The 19,632-nt window shown below is 68.8% G+C and carries 20 protein-coding genes; 7 read left to right on the plus strand and 13 right to left on the minus strand.

Features of this window, described 5'->3' with window-relative positions; translation table 11 throughout:
• The 7 genes from ENN83_RS01290 to regB form a co-directional block, all read right to left on the minus strand.
• A partial coding sequence (locus tag ENN83_RS01290; protein ID WP_287183149.1) for a UvrD-helicase domain-containing protein occupies nt 1-890 on the minus strand: 890 nt, incomplete at its 3' end.
• Nucleotides 887-3,829: a double-strand break repair protein AddB gene (addB, locus tag ENN83_RS01295; RefSeq protein ID WP_287183152.1), complete on the minus strand. Its 2,943-nt coding sequence runs from the start codon at nt 3,827-3,829 to the stop codon at nt 887-889. The genes addB and ENN83_RS01290, both read right to left, overlap by 4 nt.
• Nucleotides 3,822-4,508, minus strand: a complete 687-nt coding sequence (locus ENN83_RS01300) for a nucleotidyltransferase family protein (RefSeq protein WP_287183155.1) — start codon at nt 4,506-4,508, stop codon at nt 3,822-3,824. The genes addB and ENN83_RS01300 overlap by 8 nt, the downstream gene beginning before the upstream one ends.
• Nucleotides 4,493-5,503: an aminoglycoside phosphotransferase family protein gene (locus ENN83_RS01305; RefSeq protein WP_287183158.1), complete on the minus strand. Its 1,011-nt coding sequence runs from the start codon at nt 5,501-5,503 to the stop codon at nt 4,493-4,495. Before ENN83_RS01305 ends, ENN83_RS01300 begins: the two co-directional genes overlap by 16 nt.
• Nucleotides 5,496-6,011, minus strand: coding sequence for a tRNA (adenosine(37)-N6)-threonylcarbamoyltransferase complex ATPase subunit type 1 TsaE (tsaE, locus tag ENN83_RS01310; protein WP_287183161.1), 516 nt, complete (start codon nt 6,009-6,011; stop codon nt 5,496-5,498). Before tsaE ends, ENN83_RS01305 begins: the two co-directional genes overlap by 8 nt.
• Nucleotides 6,012-6,053: 42 nt before the next feature.
• Nucleotides 6,054-7,598 (minus strand): PAS-domain containing protein, encoded by a 1,545-nt coding sequence (locus ENN83_RS01315; protein WP_287183164.1) that lies wholly within the window; start codon nt 7,596-7,598, stop codon nt 6,054-6,056.
• 82 nt (nt 7,599-7,680) lie between these two features.
• Nucleotides 7,681-9,084, minus strand: coding sequence for a sensor histidine kinase RegB (gene regB, locus ENN83_RS01320; protein ID WP_287183166.1), 1,404 nt, complete (start codon nt 9,082-9,084; stop codon nt 7,681-7,683).
• A gap of 84 nt (nt 9,085-9,168) precedes the next feature.
• Between regB and ENN83_RS01325 the strand changes: the two genes are divergently transcribed.
• The 3 genes from ENN83_RS01325 to ENN83_RS01335 all read left to right on the plus strand — a co-directional run bounded on the left by ENN83_RS01325 (nt 9,169) and on the right by ENN83_RS01335 (nt 10,744).
• Complete coding sequence (locus ENN83_RS01325; RefSeq protein WP_287183168.1) at nt 9,169-9,792, plus strand: SCO family protein; 624 nt, start codon at nt 9,169-9,171, stop codon at nt 9,790-9,792.
• A 71-nt stretch (nt 9,793-9,863) separates the two neighbouring features.
• The gene (locus ENN83_RS01330; RefSeq protein ID WP_132696051.1) at nt 9,864-10,418 is read left to right on the plus strand and encodes an ActR/PrrA/RegA family redox response regulator transcription factor; all 555 of its coding nucleotides are present in this window, start codon (nt 9,864-9,866) and stop codon (nt 10,416-10,418) included.
• On the plus strand, nt 10,415-10,744 hold the full coding sequence (locus tag ENN83_RS01335) for a hypothetical protein (RefSeq protein WP_287183175.1): 330 nt from the start codon (nt 10,415-10,417) through the stop codon (nt 10,742-10,744). Before ENN83_RS01330 ends, ENN83_RS01335 begins: the two co-directional genes overlap by 4 nt.
• Here ENN83_RS01335 and ENN83_RS01340 read toward each other — a convergent pair.
• Nucleotides 10,741-11,331 (minus strand): HD domain-containing protein, encoded by a 591-nt coding sequence (locus ENN83_RS01340; protein ID WP_287183178.1) that lies wholly within the window; start codon nt 11,329-11,331, stop codon nt 10,741-10,743. The two genes, ENN83_RS01335 and ENN83_RS01340, sit on opposite strands and share 4 nt — an antisense overlap.
• A gap of 107 nt (nt 11,332-11,438) precedes the next feature.
• Between ENN83_RS01340 and ahcY the strand changes: the two genes are divergently transcribed.
• Nucleotides 11,439-12,833, plus strand: coding sequence for an adenosylhomocysteinase (gene ahcY / locus ENN83_RS01345; RefSeq protein WP_287183180.1), 1,395 nt, complete (start codon nt 11,439-11,441; stop codon nt 12,831-12,833).
• 97 nt (nt 12,834-12,930) lie between these two features.
• Here ahcY and trpB read toward each other — a convergent pair whose 3' ends face one another.
• Nucleotides 12,931-14,136 carry a tryptophan synthase subunit beta gene (gene trpB / locus ENN83_RS01350; RefSeq protein WP_287183215.1) on the minus strand — a complete coding sequence of 402 codons (1,206 nt, stop codon included), beginning with the start codon at nt 14,134-14,136 and terminating at the stop codon, nt 12,931-12,933.
• 184 nt (nt 14,137-14,320) lie between these two features.
• Here trpB and ENN83_RS01355 point away from each other — a divergent pair, with 184 nt between their 5' ends.
• Nucleotides 14,321-14,662: a DUF2853 family protein gene (locus ENN83_RS01355; protein WP_287183218.1), complete on the plus strand. Its 342-nt coding sequence runs from the start codon at nt 14,321-14,323 to the stop codon at nt 14,660-14,662.
• A gap of 253 nt (nt 14,663-14,915) precedes the next feature.
• Here ENN83_RS01355 and ENN83_RS01360 read toward each other — a convergent pair whose 3' ends face one another.
• Genes ENN83_RS01360 through tsaD form a run of 4 tightly spaced genes read right to left on the minus strand, consistent with a single transcriptional unit; the run spans nt 14,916 to nt 17,655 of the window.
• On the minus strand, nt 14,916-15,329 hold the full coding sequence (locus ENN83_RS01360; protein WP_287183221.1) for an EVE domain-containing protein: 414 nt from the start codon (nt 15,327-15,329) through the stop codon (nt 14,916-14,918).
• Nucleotides 15,329-15,604 carry a YciI family protein gene (locus tag ENN83_RS01365; RefSeq protein ID WP_287183223.1) on the minus strand — a complete coding sequence of 92 codons (276 nt, stop codon included), beginning with the start codon at nt 15,602-15,604 and terminating at the stop codon, nt 15,329-15,331. The genes ENN83_RS01360 and ENN83_RS01365 overlap by 1 nt, the downstream gene beginning before the upstream one ends.
• 3 nt (nt 15,605-15,607) lie before the next feature.
• Entirely contained in the window at nt 15,608-16,573 is a 966-nt protein-coding gene (locus ENN83_RS01370) for an NAD(P)H-dependent glycerol-3-phosphate dehydrogenase (RefSeq protein WP_287183225.1), read from the minus strand.
• Entirely contained in the window at nt 16,570-17,655 is a 1,086-nt protein-coding gene (gene tsaD / locus ENN83_RS01375; RefSeq protein ID WP_287183228.1) for a tRNA (adenosine(37)-N6)-threonylcarbamoyltransferase complex transferase subunit TsaD, read from the minus strand. Before tsaD ends, ENN83_RS01370 begins: the two co-directional genes overlap by 4 nt.
• A 75-nt stretch (nt 17,656-17,730) precedes the next feature.
• Here tsaD and ENN83_RS01380 point away from each other — a divergent pair, with 75 nt between their 5' ends.
• Nucleotides 17,731-18,453, plus strand: coding sequence for a uroporphyrinogen-III synthase (locus ENN83_RS01380; RefSeq protein WP_287183231.1), 723 nt, complete (start codon nt 17,731-17,733; stop codon nt 18,451-18,453).
• 79 nt (nt 18,454-18,532) lie between these two features.
• Nucleotides 18,533-19,632 (plus strand): hypothetical protein (locus tag ENN83_RS01385; protein ID WP_287183234.1); only part of this gene is annotated, 1,100 nt, incomplete at its 3' end.

Below are 19,632 nucleotides of genomic sequence, written 5' to 3' on the forward strand. Positions count from 1 at the left end.
GCCTTGGTCGGAAACGACCCTGTCTTGGCCGAAAACGGCTGCTTGGCGCCCGGGCCGGTCAGGAAGACCGCCTCAAGCCCGGCCAGAAGCGCCGTATCGGGCCGGGTCAGATCCAGCGCGGCAAGGCGCACCGCATCCTTCTGATCGCTCGAGCTTCCCGCACGCAGGGCGGGCAGCAGCGATGACATCAGATCGGCCTCGGTCCCCGTCAGAACCTGCGCCATCAGGGCCGCCGCATCGAACCCCGGCGCCAGCCCGAACAGCCGCCAGATCGCATCCGCATCCCCGGCCGCGGAAAAGCGGTCGCGCTGTCCCGCGATCTCGGCGGTCAGGGTGTCCAGGTCTTCGTCGGCGTGGAACCGCGCCAGCCCGGCAAAGACCGCCGCCTCCGGCCCCTCGGCCATCTCCTCGACGATCTCGGCCCGCAGACGCCGCGCCGCGCGGTCATCCATCTCGGCGAATTGCGGCGAGACGCCCGCCTCCAGCGGGAACCGCCGCAAGAGGGACGCGCAGAAGGAATGGATGGTCTGGATTTTCAGCCCGCCGGGCGTCTCGATCGCGCGCGCGAAAAGCCGCCGCGCCTCGCGCAGCAGTGCGGCCTCTATCGGGCCATCCACGCCAAGTTCGTGCAGCGCGCAGCGCAGATCGGCATCGCCCAGCATCGCCCAGCCGCCCAGCCGTTCGAACAGCCGGTTCTGCATCTCGCTGGCGGCGGCCTTGGTATAGGTCAGGCACAGGATGCGCTGCGGCGGCACCCGGTTCAGCAAGATCCGCGCCACCCGGTCGGTCAGCACCCGCGTCTTGCCCGAGCCTGCATTCGCCCCCAGCCAGGTCGAGTTCGCCGGATCCGCCGCCTGAACCTGGCGCTCGGTCGCATCATGGCGCGTCATCCGCCGACCTCCATCGCGACGGGGGCGTCGGTTTCGTCCCATTCGCCGAAGCGCGACAGCAGGTCGTAATCGGTCCAATCCGTCCGCTTCTGCAACCGGCTGCGGGCGGTGTATCCCTGTTCGGGCCGCGCATAATGCGCGATCAGCCGCGCAAGCTCGGCCCATGTGCGATCCACCAGTCCGTTTTCAAGCGGGTTCGTCACGGTCTTTGGCGGGTTGCCGAGGCCCAGATAGCTGACCTCATGCACGGGGGCGGCGGCGATGCCGTCGAACCCGCCGCGCTCGGCGATGCAGGCTTCCAGCAGCAACTGCTTGTCGAAGACTTCCATCGCCTTCTGGCTGGGCGGCGTGCCGGTCTTGTAGTCGTAGATCACCAGCCGCCCGTCATCGCGCAGGTCGATCCGGTCGGCATTCGCGGTCAGCCGGAACCCATCGGGCAACGACACCGCCCCGGAACGCTCGCGGGCGATGCACTGCGCCGTGGCCTGCCGTTTGGCCTCGTCCCGCACGAACCCGGCCGCGACACGTCCCAACCGCGCCCGCCACAGCGCCCGTGCCGCGGGCCAGGGCGCATCCTCGGCCAGAACGGCATCGGCCAGCGCCATCAGGCGCGCCTCGGCCTGCGCCGGATCGGGGTCAAGCGGCGCGGCCAGAAAACGTTCAAGGACCTTGTGCAGGACCGTGCCGCGCAGGGGCGCATCGGCCTGGTGGATCAGCGGGTCGAGCGGTTTCAGCCGCAGGATATGGCGCGCATAGACGGCGTAGGGGTCGCGAATCAGCCGCTCGACAGCCGTCACCGACAATTGCGCGGGCCGATCGGCGACAGGCGGCCGGGGCGAGGGGCGCGGGGCGGCCGGGATGGGCGCGGCGGGCCGTTCCAGCGCATCGGCAAGGCGCAGCCATTCTGCGCCGCGGGCCCGCATCGCCTTCAACGCCGCGGGTCCGCCGGTGACCTTCAGCCCGTCCAGCAGGTTGGTCAGCCGGTTCAGCCAGCGTGCGGGAACGGTCTGTGCCTCGGCATCGCGGATCGCGCGGCTCAGCACGATTTCGGGGGCACAGATCGCCTGCTGGTAATCATGTGCGGCCAGCCCGATCCGCCGCTCGGGCAGCAACAGGCCAAGCTGGGCGCGCATCTGGCGATTGAGCCAGGGATCGGGCGCGGGCGTCTCGGGCCAGGAGCCTTCGTTCAGCCCAGCCAGGATCACCAGATCGGCCCCCTGAACGCGGGCTTCGAGGGTGCCCCAGATCATGATGCCGGGATGCGGTTCGGGGGCCGAGCGGACCTCGTACTCGCGCAGGATGGCGTCAAACAGGGCGGCGTAATCGGCGGGCGACATCTCGCCCCCGGCGTCGGCCTCGGCCCGCAGGGCATCGCAAGCCACGCGTGCAACCTCGCCGGCCGCCTCGGCCCAAAGCCCCCCGCTGCCCGCGCCCTCCGGCCCCCCGGCCAGTGCCTCGGCCAATGCCAGATGACGCGCGACATGGCCCGATAAAGGCTCTGTTCCGGCCCGATCCAGCCCATCGAGCGCCCCGCCCAGCCATGCGGCCCAGTCAACGCGCCCATCCGTTCGCCCCTTGCCCGCCCAGTCGCGCAGCGCCGCGCCATCGGGAAAGGCCGGGCCGTGGCGGCGCAGATGCAACTCAAGCTCGCGCGTCCAGAGCAGATGCTGCGCCCGCTGGCCCAGGCCCGAGGCCATCAGCGGATGCTTGAGCAGCGCCAGCAAACCCGCCACCGTCAACCGTTGGCCGAACACCCCCGCCACCTGCCGCAGGAACCGGCCCGGGGGCGACAGCGGCAGCGGCATCCCCCCGCTGTCGTCCGGCAGGATGCCCCAGCGGTCCAGCGCGGCGGCGACCTGCCGGGTCAAGGTGCGGTTCGGGGTGATGAGCGCCGCGGTTCGTCCGGCCTCGGCCGCCTTGCGCAGCCGCAAGGCGACGGCCAGCGCCTCGGCCCGCGGCGAGGGTGCTTCGATCAGGGACATGCGGGCGGTGGCCTCGTCCAGATCCGTGAGGCGCGGGCCTTCGTCCGTCCATTGATCCGTCACCGGGGCAGGCCGCAGCGAGAGCGAGACCAGCCGGTTTCGCGCCGGGCATGGCGGGGGGGCATCGGCATGCCAAGGCTGCACCGCCGCCGCGTCCATCTTCAACCCGTCGAGCAGATGGCGGAACCGGTATTGCGGATGATCCTCTGCCGCCAGCGCCTCGTCGAGGCTGGCCCAGGTCGCGCCCGGCATGTCGAAATCGAAACCCGGCAGAACCACCGCCCCCTGCGGCAGCCGCGCAACCGCCGCCATGAACAGCGCCGTCGCGCCGCGCGACCCGGTGCTGCCCGCAACGATCACCGGATGTTTGGGCGGATCGGTCCGCCACCTCGCGGCCAGCCGTTGCGCCGCCATCCGCTGACGGGCGCCGTCATTGCCGCGCGCCGTCGGGTCGGGGCCGAGATAGGCGTCGACAAGGCCAAGAAAGCGCCGCGACCGTGCCCAATGCGCCGAAAGATCGCCCATGTCGAGACGGTCCAGCGCCTGCGGATCCACGCCTTCGGCCAGCATCTCGTCCATCAGCCGTGCAAGGCTGTCGGCAAGGTCGTAGATCGAACTGCGCGGGGCGAGATCCGGCTCGATCTCCAGCAGCTTGCCGACAAGCGTCGCAAGTTCCAGCCTGCGGCGCAGCGACGAGGGGGGCGTCGGCAGATCGGCCAGCACCGGATGGTTGCCCAGCTCGGCCACCAGCCGGATGCGGGGCCAAAGCCGCGGCGGCCCGGCCGCCAGCAGATCCTGCAAGCGCCGCCGCATGCGCTGGGTGTTCACCCATATCTCGGTCCGCGCCCAAGCGTCGGGCGAGGCGTCGGCCAGCCGGTGCTCCAGCCCGGTCAGGAAGGCGGCCGGGAAATCGGTGCCCGGCGGCAGGCCGAACAGGCGGGGTCCGCTGTCAGCCATCGCCCACCTCGGCCAGCATCGCTTCTGCTTCGGCGATGCCGCCCGGATGGCCGACATCGCACCAGCCGCCCGCATGCAGGATGCCGAACAGCCGCCCCGCCGCAATCGCCCTGTCCCAGACGCGGTTGAGCGAGAATGCCTCCTCGGCGATGTCGCCCAGCAGTTCCGTCCGGACGATCTGCGCCCCGGTATAGACCGATGGTCCCGCGCGGCTGACCCTGCCTTCGGCGTCCAGCGCGAAATCGCCCGGGCCGCGATAGCCGCGCGCCGCGTCGGCCGCGACCAGCAGCAAGAGCGCGTCCATGCGGTGCGGATCCCACGCGTCGGCCAGCCGACGCAGCGGGTTAGGCCCGGTCCAGATCGCGTCACTGTTCAGCGTGAAGACGGTGTCCGCGCCCAGAAGCGGCAGCGCCTTGCGCAGCCCGCCGCCTGTGTCGAGGATCGCGCCCGCCTCGTGCGAGATCGTGACGCCGCGCCCGGACAGATGGTCATGCAGTTGTTCGGCCCGGTAATGGGTGTTGACCACGATCCGGGCGATCCCGGCATCCCTTGCCAGATCCAGCGCATGGTCGATCAGCGCGCGGCCCGCGACCGCGATCAGGGGTTTGGGCCGCTCGGCGGTCAGCGCGCCCATGCGCGTGCCGAACCCGGCGGCAAACAGCATCAGTGCATCGGGCATTTTCGGGCGATCCGGTCGAGAAGGGCGGGTTCGGGTGGCGGGATCAGGTCCAGCACCTGCGCGCGCAAGGGGGCAAGGTCGGGATGGGACAGGTCGCGCATCAGGTGCCCCCAGACCCGCGGCAGCAGGGGCAGATAGCCGGGCTTGCCGTCGCGCAGGCAGAGCCGGGCAAAGACGCCGAGGATGCGCAGGTTGCGCTGCGCGCCCAGCAGGGCATAGGCGCGCGCGAAGGCATCGGGCGGCGTGCCGGTCGCCGCGACATAGCGCGCCCGCATCCGCGATTGCAGCGCCGGATCGACATCGCGCCGCGCATCCTCCAGCAGCGAGACCAGATCATAGGCCGGGTGCCCGCGCAGCGCGTCCTGGAAGTCGAGAAGACCGACCTGCGCAACCCCCTGCCGCGCGGGCAGCCAGATCAGGTTCTCGGCGTGATAGTCGCGCAGGATCAGCACGGAAGGTGGCGCATGTTCGGCCAACATCGTCTCTATTCCGGCCCGAAACGCCTCTGACGAACCATCGGGGGCGGGGGCGTCAATGCCCGGCAGATACCACTCGAAGGGCAGGCAGGCGAGCCGCGCCATCGCCGCCGCATCATAGGCGCCAAGGCCCGAGGGGGGCGGCGCGCGGTGCAGCTCGGCCAGCAGGTCGACCGCGGCGGCATAAAGCGTATCTTCCTGCGCCGGGTCCTGCGCCGCAACCCGCGCGAAAAGATCGTCGCCCAGATCCTCCAGCAGCAACAGGCCCGCCCCCGGATCGGCCGACAGGATCGTAGGCGCGGACAGGCCCAGGCCGGACAGATGCCGTGCGATGGCAAGGAAGGGGCGCACATCCTCGCCCCGCTCGGCAGGCGCATCCATCAGCACGGCGGTTCGCAGCCCGTCGGTCAGCCGCTCATAGCGCCGGTTCGAGGCATCGCCTGCCAGCGGGCGGGTCGCGGCCCGGCCCCAGCCTGCGCCCGACAGGAAGGCGGCGATCAATTCGGCCCGCTCAGGCATCGGCGGCGATCTCGGCAAGGGCGGCATCCAGACGATCCGACCATGCGGGATCGGTAAAGGACAGAACCGCCTCGCGACTCTGCTCGTCCGCGCCCCGCGCAAGGCGCAGCCGCAACGCCCCCGCCGGTTCAAGATCGCCCAGCCGGTCCGGCCATTCGACAAGGCAAAGCGCGGTGCCGAACGCCTCGTCGAGGCCCAGTTCGACCACCTCGTCGGGATGGGACAGGCGGTAAAGATCGGCATGCCAGATCTCGACCGGCCCGGCCTGATAGACCTGAACCAGCGTGAAGGTCGGCGAGGGCACGTCCTCGGGCGGCAGGCCCGCGCGAGTGCGCAGCGCGCCGATCAGCGCCCGGGAAAACGCCGTCTTGCCCGCGCCGATCGGACCCTCCAGCAGGATCGTGTCGCCCGCGCGCAGCAGCCCGGCCATCCGGTCCGCAAAGGCCCGCATACCGGCCTCGGAAGCAAGCGTCAGGCGGATCGCGAAAGGGGCGGAATGGTGCGGCATGGGCGCAGTCTTACGCCCCGGGCCGCGACCCGCAAGGCCGGATCAGCCCACCGCGCGCGAAACCTCGGGCTGTGCGCCCTGGACCTGGCAGTCGGGGCGAAAGCCGACCAGAACCGCCCCGCCGCCCACCGACCGCAGCCGGCAGGCGAGTCTGCGCCCGTCGCGATGCACAAGGTTGCCCGACCACGGCTTTCTCTGGCGGATCATGCGGGACAGTTCGAGCGTGGTGCCGGTGTCCTCGGGCATGCAGTTCTGCTGCCAGCGTGCACTGGCGCCAGCAATGTCGATGGTGCCCATCACCAGCATCGGGTCCTCGCCCCAAAGCTCGGCATAGGCGGCGTTCGACATGATCAGCAGCCCGGCGCTCGAGAACACGGCGATGGCCTCGTCCAGGCTGTCGATCACCGCCTGCCCGGTCTCGATCTCGCCGCGGAAGCGGCGGGTCAGCGACATCTCGGCGCTGATGTCCTCGAACAGGAAGGCCACGGCACCGTCCGGGTGCGGCCGCCCGGTCACGCGGTAGACCTGCCCGGAAGGCAGGGTCCAGGTGTCGGAATAGACGCCGTCCTGCGCGTCGCGTTCCAGCCTCACGATCTGTTCGCGCCAGGTGCGGTAATCCTTGGGCTCGGGCATCATCCGCGTCTCGCGCAGCCGGTCCAGAACCGCGACCAGCGTTGGCCGCGCGGTCAGGAATTCGGGTTCCAGGTTGAACAGATCCAGCATCGCCGGATTGAACAGCACCAGTTCGCGCGCCCGGTTGAACACCGCCAGCCCGATCGGCAGCTCGGCGAAGGTCTTGGTCAGGGTCTGGACGAAATTGCGCAGCGCGGTTTCCGCGCGCACGGCGGCATCGGCGGGCAGGGCGAAACGCAGAAGCGCGCCATCGGCCGTCACCGAGACGCAGTCGAACCAGTGCTCGCGGCCGTCATCGGTCTGGATCACCGCGCGATGGGGTGCGTTGTCGTCCTTGTCGGGGGGCAAGAACAGCGCCGGCAGCGGCCAGCTCAGCGGCGTGTCCGCGCCCTGGCAGCGGCGGACGAGCGTCAGATAGGCGCTGTTGGCCCAGGCGACTGCGCCCTCCTCGTCCTCTTGCCAGGCGGGGGTGGGCATTGCCTCGACGACATCGCGCAGCGTGGTCAGTTCCGCCGCCATCGCGGCCAGGCTTTGCGGATCGGGCGTGTCCTGCGCGCGGACTTCCTCCGGCAGGTGCAGCGACAGGCGCATCACGCCGTCAAGCCATGTCGCGGACAGTTGCGACGACCCGCCCGCCTCGGTCAGCAGCGCGCTGCCCTCGCGGTCGAGCCGCGCCATCCGATCCCGAAAGCAGGGAAACCGGTGGCCGACCAGCGCGCAAAGTCGATGCCAGTCCGACAGTCCCGGCGGACCGCCCGCCAGAAAGCGCCGCGCCTCGGGCGTCGCATCGACCAGTTGCTCGCCGTCGAACAGGAAAACCATGTCGGTCTCGCCCTGCGCGGCCTTTTCCGGTCGGCCCAGGCGCGGGACGAGAGGCAGCACCAACAGCGCAAGCGCGGCCGTCGCGACCGATGTTGCCCCGAGGATCATCGCGAAAACCCAGTCGACCGTCATGTCCTGTCCCACAGCCCGCAGCCTCGGGATCATGTTTTGGACATTAGGGTTAATGTCACGTTAATGCAGCGATTGCCCGCGCTCAGGCCTCGATGGGCATGTTCTCGCCCAGCGCCGCCAACTGGGATTCCGCGCTGACCCCGATGGCCGAGATCGGCCATTTCACCTCGACCACGGCACCACGCTGGTCCGACCTGTCGGCATCCGTCAGGAACGGATCGGACCCGTTGGCAAAGATGACCTGCGCGCCCGAGCGTTCCAGAAGCGTCTTGGCGATGAACAGGCCAAGCCCCATCCCCTCGTATTCCGGCCGCTTCTTCTGTTGCAGCGGGTTCTTTCGCTGGCGCACGAAGGGATCGCCGATCCGGCCCAGAAGATGCGGCGGATAGCCCGGCCCGTCATCCATGATGCGGATGGTGATTTCGGCGGGCGTCCACTGCGCCAGCACCCAGACCCGCGCATCGGCGAAATCGACGGCGTTCTGGATCAGGTTGCGCAGCCCGTGGATGATCTCGGGCCGACGATAGACCACGGGCATGCGCGGCGTGCCGCCATGGATCGGCTCGGAGCGGAAGATCAATTCCTTGCCGCGGCTCGAATGCGGCTCGGCCGCCTCCTCCACGATGGCCTCCAGCGGCGCGCTGCGCATGTGCAGGTCGTCCTTTCCGGCCCGGCCCATCGAGCGCATGATATCGCGGCAGCGGTCGGCCTGGTCGCGGATCAGTTCCATGTCCTCGCGCAGGTCGGGCCGGTCGGCCAGTTCGTCGATCATCTCGGAACTGACCAGCTTGATCGTGGCCAGCGGCGTGCCCAGCTCATGCGCCGCCGCCGCCACCACGCCGCCCAGATCGGTCAGCTTCTGTTCCCGCGCCAGCGCCATCTGCGTCGCCAGAAGCGCGTCCGACATCTTGTTCATCTCCGAGATCACCCGCTCGGCATAAAGCCCCAGGAACGAGATCCCGATCACCAGCGCCGCCCAGAACCCGAACAGGAAGATCGGCGGCAGGCTCTGCACGGCGCCGTCGACCGTCACCAGCGGCATGTGGTAGAACGCCAGCAGCGTGAGCAGCGCAAAGGCCAAATGGGCCAGGAACAGGGTCGAGCGCCGGCTGAGCGCGGTGGCCGAGATCGTGACCGGCGTCAGGATCAGCAGCGCAAACGGGTTGTTCAGCCCGCCCGTCAGGTAAAGCAGTGCCGCAAGCTGGACGATGTCGAACAGCAGCGTCAGCATCGTCTCGGTTTCCGACAGTCGCCGGTTCTCGGGGAAGACGGCGACCGCGATGATATTCGCCAGAACCGCGGTTCCCACCACCAGAAGGCACAGCCCCAGGTTGATCTGGATCTGGAAATAAAGCTCGGCGACTACGATCGCGATCACCTGCCCAGCAATCGCGGCCCAGCGCAGCAGGATCAGCGTCCTGAGACGGATCCAGTTGCTGCGCTCGGCAGGCGGCATGAGGCCGGGGGCGGGAACGGGCTCGGGCATGATGTGTCCTGTTGCGTGCTTGACTCTTGTTAATCCGCGCAGGAAGGCCGATCAATGCGCACGGGCCGCATCGGGAGGACCGCCATGAACCGCATATCCCTTGCAACAATCGCCGCGCTTGTCCTCGCAGGCTTTGTCGGTGGCGGGCTTTATCTCTTTCAGATGGGCCCGGGCGAAGATCGGTTCGCCCAGTGCCGCAGCGGTCGGATCGGCGGCGATCCGGCGCAATTGGGCGGTCCGTTCACCCTGATCGACGAAACCGGGGCCACCGTGACCGACCTCGACGTGATCACCGGGCCGACGCTGATCTATTTCGGCTACAGTTTCTGCCCCGATGTCTGCCCGCTGGACAATGCCCGCAACGCCGAGGCCGTGCATCTGCTGGACGCGCGGGGCTATCAGGTTCTGCCGGTCTTCATCTCGATCGATCCCGGGCGCGACACACCCGAATTGCTGGCCGAGTTCACCGGCTACATGCACCCGCGGATGCTGGGCCTGACCGGCACAGCCGAACAGGTGCGCGCCGCAAGCCGCGCCTATCGCACCTTCTACAGCGTGCAGGACACGAGCGATCCCTATTACCTGATCGACCATTCCACCTTTACCTACCTCGCCTTTCCGGGCCTTGGTGTGGTCGAGGTCTTCGGCCGCGACATGACGCCCGAGGAAATGGCGGACCGGGTTGCCTGTTTTGCCGATTCGTTCTGAGTGAAATTGACCCACCGGTGTTAACGTCTTACAAAGGCGAAAATGTCTGGCCCCATCAGGAGGTTGCCCCCATGGCCGACGGCGAACTGAAGGATCTCGGCCCCGATCCGACCCTGCTTATCGTGGACGATGACGAACCGTTCCTGCGCCGTCTTGCCAAGGCGATGGAAAAGCGCGGATTTCAGACGGAAACCGCGGATTCCGTGGCGGCCGGCAAAGCCATCGCGACCGCCCGCCCCCCGGCCTATGCGGTTGTCGATCTGCGGCTTGAGGATGGCAACGGGCTCGACGTGGTCGAGGTGCTGCGCGAAAAGCGCCCCGATGCCAAGATCGTGGTGCTGACCGGCTATGGCGCCATCGCGACCGCCGTGGCCGCGGTCAAGATCGGGGCCACGGATTACCTGTCCAAGCCCGCCGACGCCAATGACGTCACCGCCGCGCTGCTGTCCGATGGCGAGGCACTTCCGCCCCCGCCCGAGAACCCGATGTCGGCCGACCGCGTGCGGTGGGAGCATATCCAGCGCGTCTACGAGCAATGCGATCGCAACGTGTCGGAAACCGCGCGGCGGCTGAACATGCACCGCCGGACGCTGCAACGCATCCTCGCCAAGCGCAGCCCGAGGTGAGGGCGGGCGCCGCTGCGCTTTTCCTTCTGCTGGCGGGCTGCGTCGCGGCCCCGCCGCAGGACCGGGGTTCGACCCTGTTCCTGCCCGATGCGGGGGGTCTTGCCGTTTCCGGCAGCGCCCTGCGCGTCGATTTCGGCCGTGCGCCCGACGGCGTGATCGCGCCGCTCTCCCGCGAATTGGGGCCGCCCCGCGCCGTGCCACTGACCGGCTGTCCGCAGGGGATCGAGCGGCAACTGGCCTGGGGCGATCTTGTCCTGACCTTCACCCGCGAACAATTCGTCGGCTGGCGACAGGCCGGGGCCGCGGCCGGGCAGATCTGCGCCTAAAGCAGCGCCAGCAATTCCGCGTGCCGCGCGGTATAGGCCGCGCGCACCTCGACCGGCGGGCGCAGATGCAGGCAAAGCCCCGCGACCAGCTCGGGTTTCGGCGCGGTGAAGAAGCGGTCCGCCTCCTTCTCCGAGAACCCGGCCAGTTGCGTGGCCTCCAGCCAGGCCGACACCCGGTCGGCCTTCTTGATCTGCGCCTTGACCGTCGTGGGCACCTCGGCCGGCAGCCCGAAGCGGATATGGATCGCTGCCGCCAGCCGCTTGTCCAGCTCGCAGTAGCCTGGCCCGACCGCGGCCTTCACCGGCGAGATCATGTCGCCGATCACGTATTCCGGCGCGTCGTGCAACAAGGCCGACAGCCGCCATTTCACCGGCGCCTCGGGCATCAGCCGGGCAAAGATCGCCTCGACCAGCAAAGAATGTTCCGCCACCGAATAGGGCCAGTCGCCCCGCGTCTGCCCGTTCCAGCGCGCAACAAAGGCCAGCCCGTGGGCGATGTCCTCGATCTCGATATCCACGGGTGTCGGGTCCAGCAGGTCCAGCCGCCTGCCCGACAGCATCCTTTGCCACGCGCGCGGTTGCTTCATTTCCGCTCTCCTTCGGTCGTTCGATTGCCACGGGGCGCGCGCATTGTCGACCCGAACGCGCGGTGCTATGTGCCGGGTGAGCTTCGACACACGAGGAGATTGGCGCAATGGCGCAGGACTACATCGTCAAGGACATTTCGCTGGCCGCGTTCGGTCGCAGGGAACTGGACATTGCCGAAACCGAGATGCCGGGCCTGATGGCGCTGCGCGCCGAATTCGGCGAGACGAAACCGCTGAAAGGCGCGCGCATCGCGGGCAGCCTGCACATGACGATCCAGACCGCGGTCCTGATCGAGACGCTGGTTGCGCTGGGTGCCGATGTGCGCTGGGCGTCGTGCAACATCTTTTCGACCCAGGACCACGCTGCGGCCGCCATCGCCGAGGCGGGCGTGCCCGTCTTCGCCATCAAGGGCGAGACGCTGGTCGATTACTGGGCCTATACCGACAGGATCTTCCAGTTCGCGGAGGGCACCGCCAACATGATCCTCGACGATGGCGGCGACGCCACGCTTTACGTCCTGCTCGGCGCGCGTGTCGAGAACGGCGAGGAAGACCTGATCGCCGTGCCCACCTCCGAAGAGGAAGAGGCGCTGTTCGCCCAGATCCGCAAGCGCCTGGCCGAAACCCCCGGCTGGTTCACCCGCCAGCGCGAGACGATCCGCGGCGTGTCCGAGGAAACGACCACCGGCGTTCACCGCCTTTACGACCTGCACGCCAAGGGCCTGCTGCCCTTCCCGGCGATCAACGTGAACGACAGCGTCACCAAGTCGAAATTCGACAACAAGTATGGCTGCAAGGAAAGCCTCGTCGACGGCATCCGGCGGGCCACCGACACGATGATGGCGGGCAAGGTCGCCGTCGTCTGCGGCTATGGCGATGTCGGCAAGGGCTCGGCCGCCTCGCTTCGCGGCGCCGGTGCCCGCGTCAAGGTGACCGAGGTCGACCCGATCTGCGCGCTTCAGGCCGCGATGGACGGGTTCGAGGTCGTGCTGCTGGAGGATGTGGTCGGCACCGCTGACATCTTCATCACCACCACCGGCAACAAGGACGTGATCCGCATCGAGCATATGCGCGAGATGAAGGACATGGCGATCGTCGGCAATATCGGCCATTTCGACAACGAGATTCAGGTCGCCGCGCTGAAGAACCACAAATGGACCAATATCAAGGACCAGGTGGACATGATCGAGATGCCGTCCGGCAACCGGATCATCCTGCTGTCCGAGGGGCGCCTGCTGAACCTCGGCAACGCGACCGGCCACCCGTCCTTCGTGATGTCGGCAAGCTTCACCAACCAGGTTCTGGCGCAGATCGAACTGTGGACCAAGGGCGACGACTACCAGCCCGGCGTCTACATCCTTCCCAAGCACCTGGATGAAAAGGTCGCCCGCCTGCATCTGGACAGGATCGGCGTCAAGCTGACCCGGCTGTCGCCCGAACAGGCTGCCTATATCGGCGTGACCCCCGAAGGCCCGTTCAAGCCGGAACATTACCGCTATTAAGGCCGGTTCCTTCGCGGGACAGCTGCGCTGTCCGGGGATACCGGGCGGCGCGTTTCGTTTCGGCGGGCGTTTTCAGCCGGAACAGGAACTGATCGGCCTAAAGGTTCTCGCCGAACCCGTAGGTCTGGGTGACGTAGTCGATATCCTTGTCGCCCCGTCCCGACAGGTTGATCAGGATCGACTTGCCCGGATGGTTCCGCGCCTCGCGCATGGCAAAGGCCACGGCATGGGCGCTTTCCAGCGCCGGGATGATGCCTTCGTGCCGCGACAGCGCGAAGAAGGCGGCCAGCGCCTCCTTGTCGTCAGCCGCCGTATAGGTGACCCGCCCGGTGCGATGCAGATGCGCATGTTCCGGCCCCACGCCCGGATAGTCCAGCCCCGAGGCCACGGTATGCACCGGCGCCGGATTGCCTTCCGCGTCCTTCAGCACCATGGTCCGGAACCCGTGGATATCGCCATCCTCGCCATAGGTGATCGTCGCCGCGTGATCGCCCAGCTTGGACGAGGTGCCCAGCGGCTCGACCCCGTAAAGCGCCACGTCGTCGTCGATGAAGCCCGAGAAGATCCCCATCGCGTTCGAGCCCCCGCCGACGCAGGCCGCCACCATGTCGGGCAGTTCGCCCGTCAGTTCCAGAAACTGCTCGCGCGCCTCGACGCCCACCACATGCTGGAAGTTCCTGACCATCATCGGAAAGGGATGCGGCCCCACCACCGAGCCGATGGCGAACAGCGCCGTGTCGGCCTGCCCCAGATAGCTCTGAAAGCAGGAATCCACCGCCTCTTTCAGCGACCGCCCGCCAAAGCCCACCGGCACCACCGTCGCGCCCAGCAGCTTCATCCGGGTGACGTTCGGCGCTTCCTTGGCGATGTCGATCTCGCCCATGTGAATCTCGCAGTCCATGCCGAAATGGGCCGCCGCCGTGGCCAGCGCCACGCCATGCTGGCCTGCGCCGGTTTCGGCCATCAGCTTGGTCTTGCCCATGAAGCGGGCCAGCAAACCCTCGGCCATGCAATGGTTCAGCTTGTGCGCGCCGGTATGGTTCAGGTCCTCGCGCTTGGCATAGATCTGCGCGCCGCCGCACAGGGCTGACAGGTTCTTCAGATGCGAGACCGGCGTCGGCCGGCCCTGGAAATGGGTGCGGATATAGCGCAGCTCGCGGATGAACTCGGCCGACTTGGAAATCCGGTCATAGGCGTCGCGGATCTCCTTGAAATGCGGCTCCAGCGGCGGCGGCAGCATCGCGCCGCCATAGTCCCCGAACCATCCCTCCCGCGTCGGCGTGGTCTTCAGATAGGACGCCATCCCGTTCCCTCCTCGTCGTGACTGGCGCCGATATGACAGCGCCCCGGCGGCGGCCTCAAGGCGTGAAAGCGACACATGCCCGGCCTGCCGCCGGGTCGCCCGGTTTTTTCCTTTGTCCCCGATTCGTTTGCGCCTAGGCTTCGGCCATCCGGAGAAACCGGAATGCCATATGTGGAGGAGCAAGATGGGAAAACGCGAAGAGCTGATCGCACGATATGCCGACGACCTGCGCAACAAATGCGGGATCGAACCGGACATGGAACTGCTGACCAAGGTCACCATCGGCTGCGGCCCCGCGATCTACGATGCCGACGCCGCGACCGTCGCCGCCACCCAGCCGGGCGAGATCGAGACGGTTCGGACCAATTTCCTCATCAAGAAGCTCGGCCTGCCCGACGGTCCCGAACTGACCGAGGCGATCAACGCGGTGATCGAGACCTATGGCCGGTCCGAGCGCAACAAGTATCGCGCGGTGGTCTACTACATGCTGACCAAGCATTTCGGCAAGGAACAGATCTACGGCTGATCCTCCGTGGCACGGATCGGGGGCGCTCCCGGCGGGCGCCCTTCGCGTTCCCTGCCCAGTCGTCTCAAATTGCAAGCACTTGCCCTTTGCGCGGAGCGACTGCCCGGGTTAAGGTCGGGACATGCCCTCCAGTATGGTGGGGCCCTCAGATAGGTTCACGTGTGGTGCGCAGGGTGCACGTGGGGTGATGGAGGGTTCCGCATCTGGTGGAGCCCTCCATTTTTTTTCGGCGCACCGCTGGCGGAATGCCCCGCTACAGCCCGCCCATCTCGCAGACGATCCGCCATTCCTCGTCCGTCACCGGCTGCACCGACAGGCGCGAGTTGTTGACCAGAACCATCTCCGCCAGACGCGGCTCGGCCTTGCACATCTCCAGCGTCACGGGCCGGGGCAGCGGCTGCACCGCCTTGATATCCACGCATTCCCATCGCGGATCGTCGGCCTTGCTGTCGGGATGGGCCTCGGCGATCACCTCGACAATGCCGACCACCGCCTTTTCGCCGAGCGAGTGATAGAAGAACCCAAGATCCCCCAACCTCATCGCCCGCATGTTGTTGCGCGCCTGATAGTTGCGCACGCCGTCCCATTCCTCGCCCGCATCGCCGCGGGCCACCTGGTCGTCCCAGCTCCAGGTGCTGGGCTCGGACTTGAACAGCCAATAAGCCATCAGCCGATCACCCGTTTCCATTCCTCGATCACGACGCTGTCGAACAGCCCCGCTTTGGCATAGGGGTCGCCCGCCGCCCAGGTCTCGGCCGCCGCGCGGTCGGCCACGTCCAGGATCACCAGCGATCCGCACATCTGCCCGGCGCCGTCCAGGAACGGCCCGGCCTGCGCCACCACGCCGGATTGTTCGATATGGTCCAGATGGGCGGCGCGGTTGTCCAGGCGGGTTTGCAGATGGCCGGGCCTGTCCCGGCAGATCAGCGCGAAGAGCGGCATGTCTCATTCCTCCTTCAGCGGGCGGCTCAAGAGGATCTTGACCGCCTCGGAAATGCTGCGCCGGCCGTCGATCACATGGGCGACGCTTTGGGTCACCGGCATGTCGATGCCGCGCGCCGTGGCGATGGCGCCAACGGCGCGGGCGGTGGCCGCGCCCTCGACCGTCACCTCGGGGTCGAAATATTGACCCTTGCCCAGCGCCACGCCAAAGCTGAAATTGCGCGACTGCGCCGAGGTGCAGGTCAGCACCAGATCGCCAAAGCCCGACAGCCCTGCCAGCGTTTCGGGATCCGCGCCATGGACGCGGGCAAAGCGCTGCATCTCGGCAAAGCCCCGCGTGATAAGCGCCGCCCGCGCGCTTTCGCCCAGCCCCGTGCCGATCACGATGCCCGCCGCAATCGCCATCACGTTCTTCAGCGCGCCGCCCAGTTCCGCCCCCACCGTGTCGGTCGTGCGGTAAAGCCTGAGCGTCTGCGTGGACAGCCGTTCCTGCAAGGCCACGCCCACGGACGGGTCGGCGCAGGCCAGCGTCAGCGCCGTGGGCAGTCCGCGCGCGATGTCGGTGGCAAAGCTGGGTCCGGTCAGCACCGCGGGCACCGTCCCGGGGCAATTCTCGGAGATGATTTCCACCGGCCCCCGCCCCGTTGCCAGATCGACGCCCTTGCAACAGGCCACCATCGCCTTCGCCCCAAGCCGGGGACCAAAGGTTTCCAGCACGCTGGCCAGCACCTGCATCGGCGTTGCCAGCAGCACCAGTTCCGAGCCGCCGATCGCGTCGATATCGGACGTGATCGCCACGTTCGAGGGCAGTTGCACACCCGGCAGGCGGGGGTTTTCGTTGCGCTGCCGGATCTCCTCGGCAAACGCCTCCTCATGCGCCCAGATCGCCACGTCGCGCCCGGCCTCGGCCAGAACGACGCCCATCGCCGTCCCGAACGCCCCCGCGCCTGCAATTCCGATTACGCTCATGCCTTGGCTCCTTTCTTGCCCGCACCGATCAGGGCGGGTTGTGTCTCGTCCAGCGGCCAGCGCGGCCGGGCGACCAGGTCCATCCCGTCGCGCGCGCCCAGCCGGAACCGCTCCAGCCCCGCCCAGGCGATCATCGCCGCGTTGTCGGTGCACAAGGCAAGCGGTGGCGCGACAAAGCGCAGCCCCGCATCGCCTGCGACCCGTTCCAGCGCCGCGCGGATCGTGCGGTTCGCCGCCACGCCCCCCGCCACCGCCAGCGCGGTTGCACCGGGGGATGCCGCCACCGCCCGGGCCGCCTTGCCCGCCAGCACATCGCGCACCGCCGCCTGGAACGCCGCGCACAGATCGGCGCGGTCCTGAACGGTGATCCCGCCCTTTTCCGCGATGATGGCATCCCGCGCCCGCAGCAGCGCGGTCTTCAACCCGGAAAACGACATGTCGCAGCCAGGCCGGTCCATCAGCGGGCGCGGAAAGGCGAACCGCCCCGGATCCCCCGCCATCGCCGCGCGCTCGACCTCCGGTCCACCGGGCTGGGGCAGGCCCAGAAGTTTCGCGGTCTTGTCGAAGGCCTCGCCCGGTGCGTCGTCGATGGTGCCGCCCAGCCGCGTGAAATCCGCGACGCCTGCGACCGAGAGGAACTGGCAATGCCCGCCCGATGCCAGAAGCATCAGATAGGGAAAACCCAGCCCGTCCGTCAGCCGCGGCGTCAGCGCGTGCCCCGCCAGGTGGTTCACGCCCACCAGCGGCAGCCCGGTCGCCGCGCAAATCCCCTTGGCGCACATCACGCCCGCCAGCACGCCGCCGATCAGCCCCGGCCCCGCCGTCACCGCCACCGCGTCCAGATCGCCCAGCACCACACCCGCAGCGGCCAGTGCCTCTTGCACGCACAGGTCGATCTTCTCGGCATGCGCGCGGGCCGCAATCTCGGGCACCACGCCGCCAAAGGGCGCGTGCAGCGTGGTCTGTCCCAGCACGACCGAGGACAGGATTTCGGGCGGGCACCCGGCGCGCTGGCGCACCACGGCCGCGGCGGTATCGTCGCAGCTGCTTTCCAGCCCCAATACGGTAAGGGTGTCGCCCATGGCTCTGCCGTTGCCTTGTCTGACCGCGGCAGGTAACACCAGCCCGACCACCGGCACAATCCCGCGAGGCCTGCCTTGCCCCATGAACGCCCCCTTCTGCTGCTGACCCGTCCCCGGGCGCAAGCGGCCCGCTTCGCCGACGAGTTCACCGCCCGGTTCGGCTCGGGCTTCGACATCGTGACCGCGCCGGTGATGGAAATCGTGCCCGAGGCCGATCCGATCCCGCTGGACGGAGTGGCGGCGCTGATCTTCACCTCGGAGAACGGGGTCGCGGCCTTTGCCGCCGTCCAGCCCGACCGCTCGCTTCATGCCTGGTGCGTGGGCGAGCGGACGGCGGATGCGGCCCGGGCCGCGGGGTTCACCGCCACCGCGTCCGAAGGGACCGCCGAAACCCTGGTGCGCGACCTTGCGGCGGCGGGGCCAAGCGGCAGGCTGCTGCATCTGCGGGGCGAACATGCCGCGGGCGATGTAAAGGGCGATCTGACCGCGCTGGGCTTCGAGATCGAGACGCGCGTGGTCTACCGGCAGGCGGCGCTGCCCTTCGGCGCGGATGTTCTGGCCCGGGTCGCGCAGGCGCCGCTTACGCTGCTGCCGCTGTTTTCGCCGCGTTCCGCCCGGCTGGTGGGCGCGCAGCTCGGTGACAGCCCGGCCCGGTTTGCCCTTGTGCCCATGAGCCCCGCGGTCACCGCCGCCTGGACGGGCCCCGCGCCGGTTGTCCTGTGCCCGGCCGCGCGGCCAGACGGCCCGGCGATGCTGGACGCCCTGGGCGAGGCGATTACCACGGCCCCAGCGTCTTGAGACCGCAGGGGCGAGCCAGTATGGTTCGCCGCGTCGCCCAGCGTGGCCAAGGGCGTAGCGAATCGAAAGGCGGTTTTCCGTGGCAAATACCCCAGACGACAAGGATCCCGTGAAGACCGACACGCTGTCGCAGCCAGAGGCCGACACCGGCCCCGAACGGCCCGCGCCCACGGAATCCGAGAGGCCCCCCGCCACCGACGGCACACAGGCCCAGGGCGACGCGCCCCGCGAGCTGGCCGACACGATCAGCGAGGCGACCGCCGCCTGGGACGATGCCAGGCCGAGTGCCGAGCCCGCACCCGCCGCGGCCCCGAAAGCCCCGAAAGCGGCCCCCGCGCCCCGGGCCCGGGGCGGCTTCCTCGCGCCCGTGATCGGCGGCGTTCTGGCCGTGGGCCTCGGCTTTGCCGCCGCCAATGTCATCAAGCCCGAGGGCTGGCCCTTCCCCGGGTCCGGCGCCGGGCTCGGCGACGAGATGCGCGCCGTCCTGGCCGCCTCGGACGCCCGGCTGGCCGAGACGCAGGCCCAGATCGCGGCCCTTCAGGACCAGATCGCCGCGCTGGCCGGGGCTGGCAACGGCGGGGCCGAGGCGCTTGCCCCCCAGATCGCCGCCCTGGCAGAGCAGACCTCCGCGCTGTCCGGCCGGACGGCGGATCTTGCCGACCGCCTTGCCGGGCTCGATGCCCGGGTCGAGGATCTCTCCAAGGCCCAGCTTGCCGTGGCGGGGGAACAGGCCGCCGAGGCCGTCGCCGCCTATGAGCGCGAGATCGCCGCGATGCGCGCGGAACTTGCCACCCAGCGCGACGAGAATGCCCAGCTGGCCGAGGCGGTGTCCGCCGTCGCCGACCGGGCCGAGGCCGAGGTCGATGCCGCCATGGACCGCGCCGCCCGGATCGAGGCGCGCGCCGCGCTGATGCGGATCGACGCTGCGCTGGCCAGCGGTGCCGCCTTCGACGGCGCGCTCGACCAGTTCGCGGGGGTCGAGATGCCCGAGGTGCTGGCGCGGCTCGCCGCACAGGGCGTGCCCACGCTTGCCACGCTCCAGCGCGATTTCCCGCCCGCCGCGCGCGCGGCGCTGGACGCGGCGCTGCGGGTCGAGGCCGCGGGCAGTGCGGGCGACCGCGTCAAGGCCTTCCTGCGCAGCCAGCTTGGCCTGCGCTCGCTCGCGCCCCGCGAGGGGGA

This window comes from Rhodovulum sp. (assembly GCF_011048875.1).
GTDB lineage: Bacteria > Pseudomonadota > Alphaproteobacteria > Rhodobacterales > Rhodobacteraceae > Rhodovulum > Rhodovulum tesquicola.